The 17,824-nt window shown below is 39.5% G+C and carries 17 protein-coding genes; 5 read left to right on the top strand and 12 right to left on the bottom strand.

The features are described from left to right. Positions 1-9: 9 nt before the first annotated feature. The 4 genes from MHH40_RS09245 (at position 10) to MHH40_RS09260 (ending at position 5,350) form a co-directional block, all read left to right on the top strand. Positions 10-1,893: a thioredoxin domain-containing protein gene (locus MHH40_RS09245; RefSeq protein WP_340900991.1), complete on the top strand. Its 1,884-nt coding sequence runs from the start codon at positions 10-12 to the stop codon at positions 1,891-1,893. A 152-nt stretch (positions 1,894-2,045) separates the two neighbouring features. After that, positions 2,046-2,816, top strand: a complete 771-nt coding sequence (locus tag MHH40_RS09250) for a SurA N-terminal domain-containing protein (protein WP_050943399.1) — start codon at positions 2,046-2,048, stop codon at positions 2,814-2,816. Positions 2,817-3,041: 225 nt separating this feature from the next. Continuing rightward, a complete protein-coding gene (gene glpT / locus MHH40_RS09255; RefSeq protein ID WP_050943401.1) occupies positions 3,042-4,376 on the top strand; it encodes a glycerol-3-phosphate transporter in 1,335 nt (444 codons plus the stop codon). 92 nt (positions 4,377-4,468) lie between these two features. Further along, on the top strand, positions 4,469-5,350 hold the full coding sequence (locus tag MHH40_RS09260) for a glycerophosphodiester phosphodiesterase (protein WP_050943403.1): 882 nt from the start codon (positions 4,469-4,471) through the stop codon (positions 5,348-5,350). A 39-nt stretch (positions 5,351-5,389) separates the two neighbouring features. On the opposite strand, the gene MHH40_RS09265 is transcribed toward MHH40_RS09260, so the two are convergent. The 10 genes from MHH40_RS09265 to MHH40_RS09310 form a co-directional block, all read right to left on the bottom strand. Further along, positions 5,390-6,778: an amino acid permease gene (locus tag MHH40_RS09265; RefSeq protein ID WP_050943405.1), complete on the bottom strand. Its 1,389-nt coding sequence runs from the start codon at positions 6,776-6,778 to the stop codon at positions 5,390-5,392. Positions 6,779-6,996: 218 nt separating this feature from the next. Then, on the bottom strand, positions 6,997-7,755 hold the full coding sequence (locus MHH40_RS09270; RefSeq protein WP_050943407.1) for a DUF4097 family beta strand repeat-containing protein: 759 nt from the start codon (positions 7,753-7,755) through the stop codon (positions 6,997-6,999). A 24-nt stretch (positions 7,756-7,779) separates the two neighbouring features. Next, on the bottom strand, positions 7,780-8,463 hold the full coding sequence (locus MHH40_RS09275) for a bacitracin ABC transporter permease (RefSeq protein WP_340900994.1): 684 nt from the start codon (positions 8,461-8,463) through the stop codon (positions 7,780-7,782). Between the two features lie 50 nt (positions 8,464-8,513). After that, positions 8,514-9,146, bottom strand: coding sequence for a TetR/AcrR family transcriptional regulator (locus MHH40_RS09280; protein WP_080984723.1), 633 nt, complete (start codon positions 9,144-9,146; stop codon positions 8,514-8,516). 183 nt (positions 9,147-9,329) lie between these two features. Continuing rightward, positions 9,330-10,277 carry an alpha/beta fold hydrolase gene (locus MHH40_RS09285; RefSeq protein ID WP_050943411.1) on the bottom strand — a complete coding sequence of 316 codons (948 nt, stop codon included), beginning with the start codon at positions 10,275-10,277 and terminating at the stop codon, positions 9,330-9,332. Between the two features lie 55 nt (positions 10,278-10,332). Then, positions 10,333-10,632, bottom strand: coding sequence for a hypothetical protein (locus tag MHH40_RS09290; RefSeq protein ID WP_050943413.1), 300 nt, complete (start codon positions 10,630-10,632; stop codon positions 10,333-10,335). Next, the gene (locus tag MHH40_RS09295; RefSeq protein ID WP_050943415.1) at positions 10,629-10,844 is read right to left on the bottom strand and encodes a helix-turn-helix transcriptional regulator; all 216 of its coding nucleotides are present in this window, start codon (positions 10,842-10,844) and stop codon (positions 10,629-10,631) included. The genes MHH40_RS09290 and MHH40_RS09295 overlap by 4 nt, the downstream gene beginning before the upstream one ends. A gap of 186 nt (positions 10,845-11,030) precedes the next feature. Next, positions 11,031-11,636, bottom strand: coding sequence for an ABC-2 transporter permease (locus MHH40_RS09300; protein ID WP_050943417.1), 606 nt, complete (start codon positions 11,634-11,636; stop codon positions 11,031-11,033). Further along, positions 11,620-12,495, bottom strand: a complete 876-nt coding sequence (locus MHH40_RS09305; protein ID WP_050943419.1) for an ABC transporter ATP-binding protein — start codon at positions 12,493-12,495, stop codon at positions 11,620-11,622. Before MHH40_RS09305 ends, MHH40_RS09300 begins: the two co-directional genes overlap by 17 nt. Positions 12,496-12,500: 5 nt before the next feature. Further along, complete coding sequence (locus MHH40_RS09310) at positions 12,501-12,872, bottom strand: GntR family transcriptional regulator (RefSeq protein WP_050943421.1); 372 nt, start codon at positions 12,870-12,872, stop codon at positions 12,501-12,503. A gap of 961 nt (positions 12,873-13,833) precedes the next feature. Here MHH40_RS09310 and MHH40_RS09320 point away from each other — a divergent pair. Further along, positions 13,834-14,883 (top strand): TauD/TfdA family dioxygenase, encoded by a 1,050-nt coding sequence (locus tag MHH40_RS09320; RefSeq protein WP_340900996.1) that lies wholly within the window; start codon positions 13,834-13,836, stop codon positions 14,881-14,883. Between the two features lie 56 nt (positions 14,884-14,939). Here MHH40_RS09320 and MHH40_RS09325 read toward each other — a convergent pair whose 3' ends face one another. Continuing rightward, positions 14,940-16,190: an MFS transporter gene (locus tag MHH40_RS09325; RefSeq protein ID WP_050943423.1), complete on the bottom strand. Its 1,251-nt coding sequence runs from the start codon at positions 16,188-16,190 to the stop codon at positions 14,940-14,942. 364 nt (positions 16,191-16,554) lie between these two features. Next, positions 16,555-17,682 (bottom strand): DUF418 domain-containing protein, encoded by a 1,128-nt coding sequence (locus MHH40_RS09330; RefSeq protein WP_050943425.1) that lies wholly within the window; start codon positions 17,680-17,682, stop codon positions 16,555-16,557. Between the last annotated feature and the right edge of the window lie 142 nt (positions 17,683-17,824).

Here is a 17,824-nt window from a genome sequence, read left to right on the forward strand (position 1 = left end):
TGCCATGTCATGGCACACGAAAGCTTCGAAGATCAACAAGTCGCTGACATCTTAAATGAGCATTTCATTTCGATTAAAGTCGATCGTGAGGAGCGTCCAGATATCGACTCGATGTATATGTCTGTTTGTCAGATGATGACGGGGCAAGGCGGCTGGCCGCTCAACGTGTTTGTCACGCCTGATCAAAAGCCTTTTTATGCGGGGACGTACTTTCCAAAGAGAAGTACTTACGGGCGTCCTGGCTTCATCGAGGCACTGACACAATTGCTGGATGCGTACCATAACGATCGCGATCATATCGAATCATTGGCAGAGAAGGCGACAAATAATCTGCGGATCAAAGCAGCAGGGCAGACGGAAAATACGCTCACTCAAGAGGCGATCCACAAAGCCTATTATCAGCTCATGAGTAGCTTTGATACGCTGCACGGCGGATTCGGCTCTGCGCCAAAATTTCCTGCACCTCATATGCTTTCATTCTTGATGCACTATTATGAATGGACTGGGCAGGAGAATGCGCTATATGCAGTCACGAAAACGTTAGATGGAATGGCAAATGGCGGTATATACGACCATGTCGGTTCAGGCTTTTCTCGTTATTCAACAGACGAAAAATGGCTTGTGCCTCATTTTGAAAAAATGCTGTATGATAACGCCTTGCTGATGGAAGCCTACACAGAAGCGTATCAGCTCACTCAACAACCTGAATATAAAAAGCTTGTCCACCGCCTGATCCACTTTATCAAGCGAGATATGATGAATCCGGGCGGCTCCTTTTATTCAGCGATAGATGCAGATTCTGAGGGGAAAGAAGGACAATATTACGTTTGGTCAAAAGATGAGATCATGACTCATTTAGGCGAGGATCTCGGCGCATTATTCTGCGCTGTCTATCACATCACAGAAGAGGGGAACTTTGAAGGGGCGAACATCCCTCATACCATTTCAACCTCTTTTGATGACATTAAAGCCTCTTTTTCGATTGATGACCATACGCTACAGTCTAAGCTGCAAGAAGCCCGGCACATTTTACAATCTGTCAGACAGCAGCGACCTGCACCGCTTGTCGATGACAAGGTGCTCACATCATGGAATGCACTGATGGCCTCTGCGCTTGCCAAAGCAGGAAGGGTATTTGGTGCAGAGGAAGCGATCGGTATGGCGAAACAGGCGATGTCTTTTCTAGAAACACACCTCGTCCAACATGAGCGGCTCATGGTCCGCTATAGAGAAGGAGACGTAAAGCATCTCGGCTTTATCGAGGATTATGCGCATATGCTAAAAGCGTATATGTCTTTATACGAAGCGACCTTTGAATTAGAATGGCTGGAAAAAGCGACAGCCATTGCCGAGAACATGTTTGAGCTGTTTTGGGAAAAGGAAAAAGGGGGCTTTTTCTTCTCAGGATCAGATGCAGAAGCGCTCATCGTTCGAGAAAAAGAAGTATACGACGGCGCCATGCCTTCTGGCAACAGCACCGCACTCAAGCAGCTTCTCATGCTAAGCAGACTGACCGGACGTCAGGATTGGCTGGACACATTAGAGCAGATGTTCAAAGCCTTTTATGTCGATGTCTCTTCCTATCCAAGCGGGCACACAGCATTTCTGCAAGGGCTCCTCGGTCAATATGCAACGAAAAGAGAAATCATCATTCTCGGGAAAAACGGCGACCCTCAAAAAGAACAGCTTTTACAGGCGCTTCAAAAACGCTTCATGCCATTTGATATCATATTGACTGCCGAAACAGGGGAGGAATTAGCAAAACTCGCGCCCTTTACAAAAGATTACAAAACGATCGATGGCAAAACCACCGTGTATATTTGTGAAAACTACAGCTGCCGCCAGCCAATCACCAATATCGACGAAGCGATGGAACAATTATTCCACGATTGAGTTTGTCATGAGATGACTATGAGAAGACAAAATGAGGACAAACAGATAAAAAACATGTCAATCCGCTAACAAATTGTCTGTACGGTTTTATTTTTCCTAAAAAACGGTTAGAATGCGCACTAGATGTTCTCATACCGAAGGGAGAGAAAATGATGAAAAAGGTATCATACACACTCATCGCATGTTTGTTATCTGTTGGGCTTGCAGCCTGCTCGTCAAACGATGCCAAACAAGATAAGCAAAACGATTCAGCCAAAAGCAAGGAAACAACACAGGCTGACCAAAAAGAACAGCAAAAGCAAATGGAAGAGATGCAAAAGAAATTAGACGAACAAAAAATTGATGATCAAAAGGTCGTTGCGACCGTCAACCAAGACAAAATCACAGGTAATGAATATAATAGCGCTCTATCAACCATTCAAGGACAGCTTCAGCAATCTGGGCAAGACCCAACATCTAAAGAAGGCGCAAAAGCAGTTAAGAAACAAACCATTGATGCGCTCGTAGGTCAAGAGCTTATCCTGCAAGATGCTGAGAAGAAAGGCATCAAAGCCTCTGACAAGCAGGTAGATAAACAGCTAAAAGAAGAAAAGAAACAATTCAAAGACAACGCTCAATTTGAAGAAGCCCTTAAGAAAAGCGGACTCACAATGGATCAGCTGAAAAGTGACATTGCCGACAGCATCAAATACAGCCAGTATGTCGACAAAGAAATCAAATCAGCCTCCGTCTCTGAAAAGGATGTCAAAGCGTACTATGATCAATACGCGGATGAAATGAAAAAACAAAAGCAAAAAGCACCAGAGTACAAAGAGGTTAAATCACAAATTAAAAAACAGCTAGAATCCCAAGAAAAGCAGAAAGAAGTACAAAAAGAAATTGAAAAACTAAAGAAATCCGCGAAAATTAATGTGTCTCTGTAACAGCTAAGAAAAATCCGCCATTGTGCGGATTTTTTTTCGTTACTTGATGAACTATTTTTCCAAAATAATGACAAAAGCCTCATCATAAACGTCTCTTCCATCCGATATGATGGGAGTACAAAAGAAAGCGTTATCAATTCTTTTGTCTCTTAAAAAGTACAAGATCAAACGCTGATCTCGTACTTTTGCTTCAGTCAATCGGACAACGACAAGAGGAGGATCTTTATGTTCAAATGGTTTAAACCCGCTCCGCATATCGACAGGCTCGATGATGCCAAGACAGATGAGACGTATAAGCGGCTGCGGCTGCAAGTCTTTTTAGGCATCTTTATCGGGTATGCGGGCTACTATTTGCTACGAAAAAATTTCGCTTTTGCTATTCCTTATCTACAGGAAGAAGGGTTCACGAAAAGTGAATTAGGCTTTGTACTCGCAGCTGTCTCTATCGCCTATGGCTTTAGTAAATTCATCATGGGGATGATCTCAGACCGCTGTAACCCAAGATACTTTTTAGCCACCGGACTCTTTCTATCAGCCCTTATCAATATCCTATTTGTCTCATTTCCATGGGTGACGTCAAGTGTATGGATCATGTTCTTATTCATGTTTTTAAACGGCTGGTTCCAGGGCATGGGATGGCCGCCATGCGGACGGACGATGGCGCATTGGTTTTCGGTTAGTGAACGTGGAACGAAAATGTCCATTTGGAACGTCGCTCACAATATTGGCGGGGGAATTCTTGCACCGCTCATCACCTTAGGGATCGTGCTGTTTGCGACGTGGAAAAGTATCTTTTTCTTCCCTGCCATCATTGCTATTATCGTCTCCTTCGTGATCATTCTTCTCGTCCGGGATACCCCGCAATCCGCTGGTCTTCCGCCAATTGAGGAATATCGCAATGACTATCCGGCACAGCAGTATGAAGATCAAGAAAAAGAATTAACAGTGAAAGAGATTTTATTTAAGTATGTACTCAACAATAAATTCCTTTGGTATATCGCCATTGCCAACGTCTTTGTGTACTTCGTCCGTTACGGTGTCGTGGACTGGGCGCCGACCTACTTAACAGAAGCAAAGGGCTTTTCACCAGAGCATTCGCGCTGGTCATATTTTCTTTATGAATATGCAGGCATTCCTGGCACATTATTGTGCGGCTGGATCAGTGACCGCTTCTTTAGAAGTCGCCGTGCACCAGCAGGCGTCCTCTTTATGGCTGGGGTGTTAATTGCGGTGCTTGTTTACTGGTTAAACCCTGCTGGCAATCCAATGGTCGATAACATCGCCCTCATCAGCATCGGCTTTTTAATTTACGGACCTGTCATGCTCATTGGACTTCAAGCCATTGACCTCGCTCCGAAAAAAGCGGCTGGCACTGCGGCTGGACTCACAGGCTTCTTCGGCTATATTGGCGGCTCTGCCTTCGCCAATGCGATGATGGGCGTCGTCGTGGATCATTACGACTGGACAGGAGGCTTCATTTTATTGGTTGGTTCTTGTGTGCTTGCGATTGTCTTCCTAGCGATGACATGGAATACAGGGAAGCGCGTAGAGCAAGCTTAATGAAAATCATATAAAAGATTCATATCCACCCAACATGCCCTTTACATCTATTTCTTATGATGAAGACAGTTACCGTTAAAGGAGGATAAAATATGAAGAAAAGTAGATTACTTGCTTTCGTGTTGCTCTCTTTTGCTTTACTGTCTATTGCGTGGGTGCCGGCCACCGTATCGGCACATGAACATCTTTTATCTCCAGATCGTATTCTAACCGTTGCACATCGCGGAGCATCAGGGTATGCACCAGAGCATACCCTGGCTTCTTACAAACTCGCCACAAAGATGAATGCGGATTACCTCGAACTCGACCTTCAAATGACAAAGGATGGACATCTCATCGTCATGCACGATGAAACCGTTGACCGCACCACAAACGGAACAGGCTGGGTCAAAGACCTCACACTTGCCGAAATCAAACAGCTTGATGCCGGTACTTGGTTTAATGAAGTCAATCCCGACAGACAAAATGCCAACTATATCGGACAGCGGGTCCTCACATTAGATGAAGTGCTGCGCTATTTCGGCAAACGAGAAAATTATTATATTGAAACAAAAAAACCAGACATCTATCCGCAAATGGAAGAAAAGCTATTGGCGACCCTAAAAAAACATCACCTCCTCGGGAAACACACAAGAAAAGGGCAGGTCATTATCCAATCCTTTAGTCAAGACAGCCTGCTAAAGCTACAGACATTAGCTCCACGCCTTCCAAAAGTACAGCTTTTAGACAGAACACAAATGACGTCCATCACAGATGATCAGCTCGATTTCATCAAATCTTATGCAGTGGGTGTCGGACCGAATTTTAGAGCATTGACACTTGAAAACGTACAACAGGTCAGAAGCCACGGACTCCTCCTCCACCCATATACGGTCAACAATGAAGCCGACATGACCCGTTTACTGCAATACGGCGTCACCGGTCTTTTCACCAACTTTCCAGATGTCTTTAACCGTGTAAAAGTTTCACTCTAAACAAAAAAAGCCTTGCGGTCCATCCCGCAAGGCCTTTGATTATTTTACCGTTTGATCAGAAGAAGCTGTTTCGATCGGCTTCCGTTTCCCGATCCCAAAAACATAGAAGCTAAGCGCTACTACAATTAAGAACCCAATTGCCACAATCAGAGAAATACGCGTATCCTGATTAATGAGCATAAATACAAGCACCATTAGTAAGAAACCGATTGTAAGATAATTAGAAAACGGCGCTAGCGGCATTTTGAATGGATGCTGATCAAGCGCAGATCCCTTCGCCTTTCTAAAGCCGATATGACTAATCAAAATCACAAACCATGGCACCATACCAGGAAGTACACTCGCACTATACACATAGACGAAAATGTTTGGTGGCGCAACATAATTGAGGACAACTCCTACTGCTAGACCAATCAGCACAGCGAATGTCCCAAAATACGGTACACCATTCTTCGAAATTTTGGTGAAGAAAGCAGGCGCCTGCCCATTCACACCTAATGTATAAAGCATACGTCCCGCACTGAAAATCCCACTATTACAGCCGGACATCGCTGCTGTAATGACGACAAAGTTAATAATACCAGCGGCTGCTGTAATCCCAACTTTCGCAAACGTCGCCACAAATGGACTGCCAAGGGTATTCAGCTGATCCCAAGGATACACTGTCACAATGACAAAGATCGCACCGATATAGAAAATCAAAATACGCCAGATGATACTTTTGATGGCATTGGTCAGCGTCTTTTCTGGATTTTGTGCTTCACCTGCTGTAATCCCAATCAGCTCTACACCCTGATAGGCAGCAATGACGAGCGACAACGCAAACAAGAATCCGGTAAATCCACCTGTAAAGAACCCGCCGTGCGCCCACAGATTAGACAAGCCAATAGGCGTCCCGCCATTTCCAAATCCAAAGAAAATAATGCCTAGACCTGCAATGATCATTAAAATAATCGTCACAATCTTGATCATTGCAAACCAAAATTCGAACTCACCGAACGATTTAACCGAAATTAAATTAGCCGCTCCCAAAATAATCATCGCAATTAATCCTGGAATCCACGCTGGAAGGTCTGGAAACCAATATTTCATATAAGCGCCTACGGCAATAATTTCCGACATCCCAACAATGACCCACTGGAACCAGTTACTCCAAGCTGTCATATACCCCGCAAGCGGATGAATATATTGATGACCAAATGTAGCAAATGAACCTGTACTCGGTTCAACGTACAACATTTCTCCCATCGCACGCATAATAAAAAAGATAAAGATACCACATACTGCGTACGCGAGAAGAACCGATGGACCTGTCCATTGAATGGCCTTGGCTGACCCCATAAATAAGCCAACACCAATCGTGCCGCCAAGTGCGATCATTTGAATATGGCGGGCACTTAACCCTCTCTTTAATTCCTTTTGAGCCACTTTTCTTCCCCCTCATCAACAAACAACATAAAAAATAAAAATCAGAATGTTCATTCTGATTGAGAAACTTCAATCTTTCGATGTATATTATCATAATAAATCTACCCTTAAAAAACAATTGTTTTTTTGAGAGAAACACTATTATCAAAATATTCCGACATAAATAGATACTCAAATTGTTTTATATTGATATATTGAATCAAGGGATGAAAGTCATTTCAAAGCTGATGACTTAATAAAAACTGACCGCCTCTTATATCGACCTCAAAGGATCGCAGTCCGTTTTTATGCACCATTTTGTCCTTCTCTCGATGACAAGAAAAGTCATTCCGGAAAGCGCCGGATCTTTTCTTTACATAACAAGTAAACCCATCATTTTCCGGTATCGTCACTTTAACATTTGCTCCAGTTGAAGTAGATTTAAGTGAATTTAGCATGTTTGTAGAATGAATCTGCATCCTTCTACCTGTTACATGCAGATCAACGTCAGAAAAGGCACCCGACAACTCAACTTTTGACGATGTGGCGTGCAGTAATAATCTTTTTGCGGTCAGTTGCCGACTAGAAATAAGCCCACCTACTGTCTCTAAATGGAGATGCTTGATTTCACCTGATAGCATTGCTTTTCCAGACGTTAAATGACAAGAGGCATTTTCCACCTTCAATCTCTCTGCCTGAAGATTTGCTCCTTTACAACGAATGGAAATGGACTGTAATTGTTGTTTAGGGAGAAAAATAGCGACATCAGTTTTATAAAGTTGAAGCCCAAAGCTGAGTATTTTTTTTCGTCTATCTTGAATGAACAGTCGTCCATCTTTTACCTGATGATGCATCAAATAACGCTTTGGAAACACTTGATTGGTCGTTTGACGAATGATGAGATAAGGATGATCATGGTGTTGAATACACACCTCTCCGAGCAGCCAATCCAATGATAATTCTACGACCGATTCTTCAATTTGAATCGTATGCTCCATATGTCTCCCTCCTTGTATACTCGCTTATCTAGCTTGAAACCGGGTCATGCGGCCCCATAACTCCAAGATCACAATGAGGACCGCTATCATCATGACTCCTGACAAAATGACATTCATTTGATCATTTCCATAAACAGCGATTAATACGTTTCCTAAAACAGCACATAGAACAATCGCAGTCAGTATGGTCATGAAAGTAGACCTTTTCATTACCCCCACTCTCATCGCAATCATGCCAATACCATTGATACAGCAAGTAAACACTAGGTACGTTTTGATCACAGTGAGCATCACATCCGCTGTCAGCGCATCTTGAACAATAGGGAAGAATGTTTCAGTGACACTAAACACAACAAATGACGGAATGATACTACACAGCATGACAATTGTAGAAAAGCACAGCATCCAAACCATTCTCGAAAGGAGGGATGACTTCATACTTAATGAATGAAATTCATGTTCTTTCAATGCGGTCACTATTACTCGACAATACATCATGGCTGTGACGATCGAAAAAAAGATCATCCATACTATACTCGTCAACAAATAGATATTCGGATATTGCTGAAAACCCATTTCCTGTTCAACCTGTGCAACAAACGCGACAAAATAAATAAACACCAGCAGTACAATACTGATAATCATACTAGCTTGAATATAATGTTTCATATGACTTTTTCTTAGCTCAAGTTTTACGAAGTGAAGCATAAGGGATCCTCCTATGAAATGAATTTTGCTTTTGACTCTTTTCTGGCCATTTAGGTTCCAGGCTGATCATATCCACCAATCCCAGCATAATGCGCTGTGACCTTTTGAATAAATAGATCACTCACCACATCCACTCCGAGACCTTTCATCATCTGTTGTAAAAACAGTAAACGCTGACTAGTTTCCTGCTCATCACGAGCAAATAACGTTGGGTTCAGCCATATATTCACGAGAAGCATAAACACTTCTGCCACTTCACCAGGAAAAGCAGTTGTCATCGAACCATCATCAATTCCTTCAAGAATCAGCTGTTTGATTTTAAGCGCATCCTGATTGACTCCTGCCTTCATCCCTTCAACCACAAATTGCGGGTTTTTGATCTGGTCAACCAAGATCCCATCAATCGAATGAGATTTTGGATCTGCCACTAGCTGCTCTAAAATACGCTGCAACTTCTCTTTTGCATGCGCTGCCACTGTATGCTCAATCAGATCTTCAAGCTTCTCAGTCGCATGACGAAATTGCCTCTCCATCACGGCACGTAATATTTCTTCCTTCGATTTGAAATGATGATAAATAGCCCCTTTAGACATGTTCAATTCTTGGATGATATCCTGCAAACTCGTCTTTTCGAATCCTTTTTCCTGAAACAGCTTTGTCGACACATCTAAAATTTGCTGGATTGTCTTTTCTGGATATTTATTTCTGGCCAAATAAAACGCCTCCTTTTACATACCGACCGTTGGTATGTATTTTAATCTACTTCATGATAAACTGTCAATATAGGTTCTTTATATAAAAAAAGACCGCTCACACGGTCTCTTTTTTTAACTTGGGTCACTAGATGATGCCGGGATGGTATATTACTAACGATGACTCTCGTTGTTAGATAGAAACTCTCTAAAATCAGCTGCAATTTCCTTTGATTTCGTATGATGCAAATAATGGCCGCCTTTGAAAGTAACTACTTTGCCGTGATCTACATTTTTCAATAGCTCTTCATGCATTGGTTTCCAGTTTGGTGTTTCTGTCTCCGTTTGATCTGCTAGATAGAAAACTACAGGGAGCTTTTTAGGAAAATGTAGGCGTTGAGCGTTTTTAAAATTGTTTCTAAAGTTATCTGCCTCACTAGCTTGGCTTTCATCCATGAAATTTCGGAAGGTCAGCATTTTAATTTGAGCTTTCGTTTGATCATCTACTTTAGGCATCACCAGTTGATCTGGATTCATTTTCACTATCAATCTGTAAAAGCCGGATTGATGAAGCAGCTGTAAGCTGGAGACTGGCAATTCATCTGCATCCTCCTGCTTAGGAAAACTACTATCAATTCCAACAAAAGCTTGGACTTCTTTCTCATATTGATTCACATATTCTAATCCATAAATGCCAGAGATCGAATGACCCATCAACGTATATTTATTAATGTGGAGCTTTTGCAAACATTCATGAATCTCATCCACAATGTTTTGACTTGTCCGTACTTTATCTGTATCGTCACTTAAACCATAGCCAAATGGTTCAATCACTACGACTCTATAATAAGGTGATAATTCATCTACTAGCGGCTTAAAATCTAGCACTGGCGAAGCAGTTCCATAGCCTGGCAGAAGTACAATCGTTTCTTTCCCATCGCCTTGAATGAGCACATTCATTTGCTTCCCATCCACCAAGACCTTTTGCCCATAAGCTTCTATTTTCCCCTTCTCCCGTTCATTACTAATGAGGTTTACAAAATAAACAGTAGCTAGAAAAACAACCACGACCGTGATAATGGTGACTATGGAGATCAGCATGATTCTCAATATTTTTTTCATTGGTTTTCTCTTCCCTTCATGATGAAGAACTCTAGCTTACATTCGTCCATGAAAATTAATATTTTCTTTCACAATAGATGATACCGATTGTATTTGCGCAAACACTTGATACATACATAAATGTAATGGCTATATAAAACCATTCGGTTGGAGATGAAAATTGATGGACTGCAGATTGAATGACAGCAATCAATATATATGCTAAAGCAACACCTACAATAGAAAAACTTCCTGCTTTCGCTAAAATAAATTGTCCTCGTTCATCATGTTTATATTCACGGTTCTTCTTAAATTGAAAAACTGTGCTTAAAATAGAAAGGATAATCAAAGAATAAAGAATGATCGTCGTTATCATTGTTGTTCCTCCTTGTCGACCTCTTGAAATACGTCATACAAATCAACTTCAAATGTCCTAGCAATTTGAAAGGCTAATTTTAAAGACAAAGAATATTTACCATTTTCAATCGCTGCCACAGTTTGACGAGTCACACCTAACTTCTCTGCCAAATCCTTTTGTGCCCAGTCTCTTTCTGCCCGTAATACCTTAATTCTATTTTTAATTTCCATTTCAAATTCCTTTCTTAAAGGATGATTTATTTAACAATATGTTAAAAATAATTAACATTATGTTAATTAACAATAACCTCTTTTCTTCTGTATGTCAATTTCACCGGATGCAAAAAAAAGAATCATCCATTTTGAAAGGCCTACCTCAAAATGAATGATTCTCTATAAATGATGTGATCATCTGATTTAAAACACTTTCCTCTGGTAAATCGCAGTAGAAAGCCCCCAAGACAGCAAGTAGATGAGCATAATCAGCACAGTTGACCCCGTATATACAATCGGGATCGATAAATTCATGATAAAATCAGTGATCCCACTGAATTGCTCTGCTAAATAGAGAAAAACAGGCGGTCCCATAGTAGATAATAGGATAAAGCCAATGAGCACTACCGTTGTGATATAACCAGGCTTTAAGATATAAAATAATGGAAACGTACACGCCGCAAACAATAAAAACAACCCGCTGCCAAGAGCAATATCCGTTATCGAAAACAGCTTCCCAAAACTAAAGAAAGCAGCACTCGTCAGCCCGATCGCAATGACCATATAAAAAACGGCACCAAGATAACGGGCTGCAATAATTTCATTCCGTGTATAAGGCAAAGAATTTAAGAGAATATTCGTTTCTGCCATTTCATCATAAGCATATGTGTTAAATGGAATGAAGACACTAGCGACTAGAAACGTTAATACTGGATGGACATCCATGAAAATAAAAAACAAGATAAACGGAATAAAAATAAGTAACTGCTTCTTTTGCAAAATCACATCACGCTTAATTAAATGAAACATGCGCAACCCCGCCTTTCAAATAAAACATGATATCCTCAAGCGACGCCGGTTCAATCACAACAGCATCCCCAAAAATAAGTTTCACCTCATCAATCCGATCTGTTAATGCTTCAAATCCGGCTGCCGTACGCTGAATATGGATAAACGCCTTTTCTGTGTCTCGATCCAACAAATCCAGACTCCCCTTCACAAGCGCATAATTCTCCGCTACCTCGTGAATCGACTGTTGAAAGACCAATCTTCCATTTTGTATAAACGCAATATAATCCGCGATGCGATCTAAATCAGTCGTCATATGCGTCGAGAAAAAAATCGTTCGATTTCCATCAATCAGCAATTCTTGTAACGTGCCGAGCAGCTCTCTTCTAAAGACCGGATCCAACCCAGCAGTTGGTTCATCCATGATAATCAGCTCTGCATGATGCGACAGCGCAATCGCAAGTGACGCCTTCATCTGCATCCCTTTTGAAAATGTTTTGATCGCTTTATTCAGCGGTAGACCAAACTGTTCAATATATTGATAAAAAAGCTGGTCATCCCAGCGTTTATAGGCAGGTGCCACAATTCGTTTGATGTCTTTTAAATTCAATCCTGGGAAAAAAACGTTGGCATCGTAAACAAAGCCGATTCGTTCCTTAATCTCTTTTTCGTGGGCGCGATAATCCAATCCGAAAATTTTAACCTCACCCGAATCTGGTTTTAATAAATTCATGATCATTTTAATCGTCGTCGACTTACCGGCTCCATTTTCTCCAATAAACCCAGTAACAAAGCCCTTTTTGACCTGTAAATCAAGATTCTGCACAGAAAAGTCCTTGAATCGTTTTGATACTCCTTTAAATTCAATTACATGCTCCACTCGTCTCACTCCTCATACAAGAACTTTAATAACTGCTGCAATTCATCAAAAGATAAGCCTAATTCCTTGCCGTTTGTGACAACCGCTCCAAGCTGTTCCTCAATCACCTTCAATTTTTTCTCTCTCATCACTTCTAGGTTTTGTTCCGCAACAAATGATCCCTTGCCTACAATTGAATAAATAAATCCTGCCTTCTCTAACTCTTCATATGCTCGCTTTGTTGTGATGACGCTGATTTGTAAATCCTTCGCCAGCTTTCGAATAGACGGCAGTGCCGCGCCTTCCGCCAGCTCACTCGTTAAAATCATCGATTTGATTTGATTCGTAATTTGCTCATAGATGGGCTCCTTAGAGTAGTTTGAAATCGTAATTTGCATATAAAAACCTCTTTTTTCTGATAGTTGGAACAAAATATTGTATATACACTATATATACATTATATACACACTGAAATAATATTCAACCATTTTAAAAATGTTCTCCTCATTTTTTTAAAATAGAATGCAATTAAAAAACCGCACAGCCCTTAAGCAATGCGGTCCTTTTATCTTTTGCATTTGAATTCATTCGACGAGCAATGAGTGTAAATAAAGAGCATATTGTTATAAGTAATGTGGAATTCTCCACTTATCTTGAGTTGATAATAGGGCTTATCGCTGAACAATTATTCTTTTTTAACTTTGTTTTACCTTGGCATCACTTTATAAAATTAGTCTCTAAATTTTTCACTGTCTATGGTTTTTGTTGCTCTGTATTTGGCCTTGCTCCCCTTAGCGCTTACGATTACAAAAATTAACTCTGGTGTTTGTATTAGGTAATTTTATATAAAAAAGGGGGGAGTCATTAGAAAACTGAAAAATGGTGACTCCTCCTCTTATCATAACGTTGGGTCTCCATCAGCGTTTAATGAAGAAATATCAACTTGTACACACCTACCATTTGTCTAAGTTCCAAAGACTTGTTTAAACTTATTGCAATCATTAAAGAAAAGAAAGCTCGCTCGATTTATCGAATAAAAACCCTTATAGTCATTTTTTACTCACTGTCATGGCTGGTGTAAATCGATTGGAGTGAGATTACTCACATATCATGTTCAGCGCTTTATAAATCTATTGCACTTCATTTTGTGGAATTTCTATAAAAGGGTAATTATTAACTAGCGTTTACTTTTAAACTATCAAGATATGCGTAATAAAACTTCTCCTATAAATATTTCTATATTTTTTCACTGAAATTGTCTATAAACATTGAAAATACCAATAATTTAGAATAAAATATATTTGGGATTTATAGAAATAAATCCCTTTATACAAAATAACGGAAAGGTGCTTGGTAATTTTGAACTCTTCTGTAATTAGTAAAGAAAATGCTGTTAACAAATCATTTATCTTCACTCTAAGTGATGAGGAACGAGACTTTTTATTTAACGAATTAAATCAGATTCAGTACGATCCAACAGGAAATACAGATTACATAACAGAAGTTCGAATGGCAGCAATGCGAGCTCTTCCGAAAGAAATTGTGAAATTTCTCAATCAACAGAAAACCTCATTGAAACCAGCTCCATATATTATTTTCGAAAATCTTCCAACAGATAAAGAAGTTAGATTCACACCAGATTCTCAAGATATCCCCCTAGAGGCTAAGTCAGGATTTATAAGTGAAAACCTCATAATCGCGATTGGATCACTAATTGGAGAACCTTATTCCATGTTTCATGAAGGCCAAAATATTGTTAATAACTTAATACCCAGCCTAAAAGCAAAAAAAGAATATACAGGACTTGGTTCTGAGTATGAGTTGGATTTTCATATTGAAAATGCTGCATTAAAGTTTATGGGAACTAATAATTTTTCACCATCTGGATTACTTCTTACAGGTGTAAATAACGATCCAAAAAAGCCTCTTACACGTTTGTCTGACGCACGGGAAGCATTAAGACTTTTGTCCGAGCAAGATATTGAACAATTAAATCAGCCTCTTTATCGAATTAAAGTCCCGTATCGCTGGAGAGTTTCAACGCCAGTCGAATTACAAGAGACAAGTCCTTCACCAATTATAAAAGGAACAATTGATTTACCAGAGGTTACAGCTGCATTTTATCCAGATATGGTAGCACCTATTAATAACTTAGCAGCTACATCATTAGAGAAATTTAGAAATGCGATTCGTAAAGTTTCATTTGGTATTGATGTTAATCCAGGTCGTCTAGTGTATATTAATAATCGATTTACATTTCATTCAAGAGATGCCTTCAAACCTACTTTGGATAAATCAGGTAACCCAATTCGGTGGTTGCAGCGGATTTTTATAGCACCTGATTTATGGAATCACCGTACTCTAGAACCTGTTAAAGATCGAGTTTTTAAACTTGCTTTAAATCACTAACGAGTGTGAAAACGCCATAGAATGAAAATTAGCATTCTATGGCGTTTTTTTCTATTTTAAAGGTTGTTTTCAGTTTCTTTTTGTGTTTGACATTTATTGTTTCTTTCCGATAAGTTAAGCCATATACCCCCTATTGATATAAACAATATTAATAGGAAGAACGGTAGTTTATATCCATTAAAATAGTCCACTGATAAGCCAAATAGGGAGGGTGCCAGCACAATAAAAATTTGATTTAAAGTTAAACCAAAGCTTACAGTTAATCCAATAAACTCTTTATCTGCTTTTTCAGATATTAGCACAATAAATAAACTGTACCATCCCACTCCTAAAAAACCTAAAATGAAACAAATTATATAAAGTCCCCATAGTGGAAGATAATTCAAAAAGTAGACTAGAACAATTAAAATAATGACAGTTAATAATATTGTAAGTTGTAATGGCTTACTTCTATCTCCATTAAACAAATTGTCACTCATCCATGCTAACAATATCCGTCCAATTGCACCACCAATTAAAACCACACTTAACAACGTTCCAGAAATACTTAATGATATATGTAAGGTATTGCTTAGATAACTCATCAGGTGAGCTAATATGATTAATTGTAAAGAAATCATACTCATTCCAATAAAAAATACTGGATAAAGACTCGATTTTGCTTTGATCTTATTAATTTTCTCAAAAAAACGATCATTCTGTTGTCTTTGCGCAGTCATTCCATGATCTTTGTAGAAAATTGAAAAGATTATACCACCTGCAATTGCTACAATAGCTTGTGTTAATTTAACTGAAGATAAACCATAATTATAAAAGAAAAAAGGTAGGGATGTTGAAGCTAAAGCACCACCAAGTGGTATTCCAGTTTGACGAATCCCCATTGCAAGTCCTCTGTTTTTGTTTTTAGGGAACCAATTGATGATTGCACTGCTCCCCCCTGGTTGAGCCGTCCCATACCAAACCCCGACAAAAGCAAGAACAATCAAAAGGTATACATATTCATTAATAGGAATTGTTATTAACATGGTAAGTCCTAGTAAGATTGAGCCTATTCCGACAACCCACCGCTCACCGTATTTATCCATTATGTTACCGAATATTAGCATAGAAAATATAGGGCCAATATTTACAGCTGATACAATTAAACCTGTTTGAAATTGTGATAAGTTATATATTTCTTGACAAAATGTTGCTAAAGGACCTACTCCGTAATTTACAAATGTTGCACACGTTTGTGAAAAGGTAGCTATTATGAGTATAACCCATCTATAGCTCCCCTTTTCATGATTAGCTTTAATTTGTGACATGTAACCCACCTCTCTTTTTATTCTAAATATGTAAACTTTATGTCATTATCTCAAAAATAAAAAGAAGTTTGAATGGGATTTTTAAATTTTCTATCCGCTTTAAAATATACTGGATGAATGTTATATAACGGTGACCTGTATAAGTGTCAGAGAAAATTATAAAATTCAATCATCACCCTAGTAGGAATAGTTCTTAGATTCAATTAAGATGGAACCAGTATTTATACATATTTATTTTTTCCAATACTCATGATTAGTAAAAATTAATTTTGAGGATTTCTAAAAGAGTCATAGGAGATTACAGTCTTAAAGTGCTCTATTCTCAATAGTAAACTCCTTACCTGTTCACGTTTTAATAAAGCATTTATTTCCAATACACCCATTTTCCCATAAGCCACTCCACAGGACCTCTTCTCCATTTTTTCAAATAGAGATAGCTGATGAACAGCTGTGCTGTGTACAGTCCAACAGCAAGCAGCAGTCCAAACATTGACCCCATCTGTCCAAATAGACCAAGTCCATAAGAATAGAAAATCGTTGTACAAATGATCGACTGCGCCAAATAATTTGATAGGGACAAACGACCAATCCCTGCAAGCAAACGTTTGAGGCCTTCGGCTGCCTTCGAATAGTAGAAAACAATAAAAGCTTGAATATACCCGATCGCCAGTACATAGCCACCGAGAATCATAACGAATTCACTCCAAGGCGTATCAATGAACGTCGCACATTTTAGCGCAAGCCCGACGACAATGACCCAGACCCAGCCTTTGCGATAAGCCATCCCTCGATCTTCTTCCGTGAGATGTCCTCGTTTACCAATCACCATACCTAGCAATGCAAACGGCCCCACCGTCATCGTACCGAAAAGAAACCCTAGTATCGGCATAAGCGTAATGCTCACGATCGCCAAAATAATGGTCACAATCATCATATCGTCTTCAACCGTAATCCGGCTGAGCAAAATATCAGCATAATCACCCTTCGCATACACATCGGTTAATAATTCATCAGTCCCATGAACAAGTTTCATCATGTATGGCGAAACGACTAATGACAATGCACCTAACACACCCGACCAAATCAGCATTGTTTTGATCCGGCTGCTCATAAACATCATCAAGAAAAGCATACAAGCTCCATAATAAAGAAGAATGTCACCATTCCAAATAAAGATGTAATGCAGCATTCCAAGCACAATCAGACCAAAACCACGGCGGACGACAATGGCATTCGTATTTAGTCCCTTAGCTTTCGTAGATTCAATCAGCTTGATAAAAGAATACCCAAACAAAAAGGAGAAAATCGGATAAAACGACCCCTGGAACAAAATTTCCGTTACATAAACGCCAAATTCCTGCCCCCAAAAGCTCGAATCAAACATTTTCTCAAAATCATAATCATATTGAAAATTAAGCATATTCACGATCAAAATACCTAATAAACTAAAACCACGTAAACTATCAATCAACTCAACCCTAGATCCCTTCAACACGACAGCTCCTTCGGAAAATATAAAAGCATATTTATCCTACCACACTTTTAAAAAATTGGTCTCTACACCCATGTAAAAACATGTGTTTTAAGGTAAATTTAATAAAAAAACCTAGAATATACATTCTAGGTATCTTACT

The organism is Bacillus sp. FSL K6-2431, from assembly GCF_038005165.1.
In the GTDB taxonomy this organism is placed as follows: domain Bacteria; phylum Bacillota; class Bacilli; order Bacillales; family Bacillaceae; genus Bacillus; species Bacillus pumilus.

Coding starts and splice junctions, on each gene's coding strand:
- MHH40_RS09245 (WP_340900991.1), top strand. CDS start 10: ATGGCACACGAAAGCTTCGAAGATCAACAAGTCGCTGACATCTTAAAT.
- MHH40_RS09250 (WP_050943399.1), top strand. CDS start 2,046: ATGAAAAAGGTATCATACACACTCATCGCATGTTTGTTATCTGTTGGG.
- glpT (WP_050943401.1), top strand. CDS start 3,042: ATGTTCAAATGGTTTAAACCCGCTCCGCATATCGACAGGCTCGATGAT.
- MHH40_RS09260 (WP_050943403.1), top strand. CDS start 4,469: ATGAAGAAAAGTAGATTACTTGCTTTCGTGTTGCTCTCTTTTGCTTTA.
- MHH40_RS09270 (WP_050943407.1), bottom strand. CDS start 7,755: ATGGAGCATACGATTCAAATTGAAGAATCGGTCGTAGAATTATCATTG.
- MHH40_RS09275 (WP_340900994.1), bottom strand. CDS start 8,463: ATGCTTCACTTCGTAAAACTTGAGCTAAGAAAAAGTCATATGAAACAT.
- MHH40_RS09285 (WP_050943411.1), bottom strand. CDS start 10,277: ATGAAAAAAATATTGAGAATCATGCTGATCTCCATAGTCACCATTATC.
- MHH40_RS09290 (WP_050943413.1), bottom strand. CDS start 10,632: ATGATAACGACGATCATTCTTTATTCTTTGATTATCCTTTCTATTTTA.
- MHH40_RS09295 (WP_050943415.1), bottom strand. CDS start 10,844: ATGGAAATTAAAAATAGAATTAAGGTATTACGGGCAGAAAGAGACTGG.
- MHH40_RS09300 (WP_050943417.1), bottom strand. CDS start 11,636: ATGTTTCATTTAATTAAGCGTGATGTGATTTTGCAAAAGAAGCAGTTA.
- MHH40_RS09310 (WP_050943421.1), bottom strand. CDS start 12,872: ATGCAAATTACGATTTCAAACTACTCTAAGGAGCCCATCTATGAGCAA.
- MHH40_RS09325 (WP_050943423.1), bottom strand. CDS start 16,190: ATGTCACAAATTAAAGCTAATCATGAAAAGGGGAGCTATAGATGGGTT.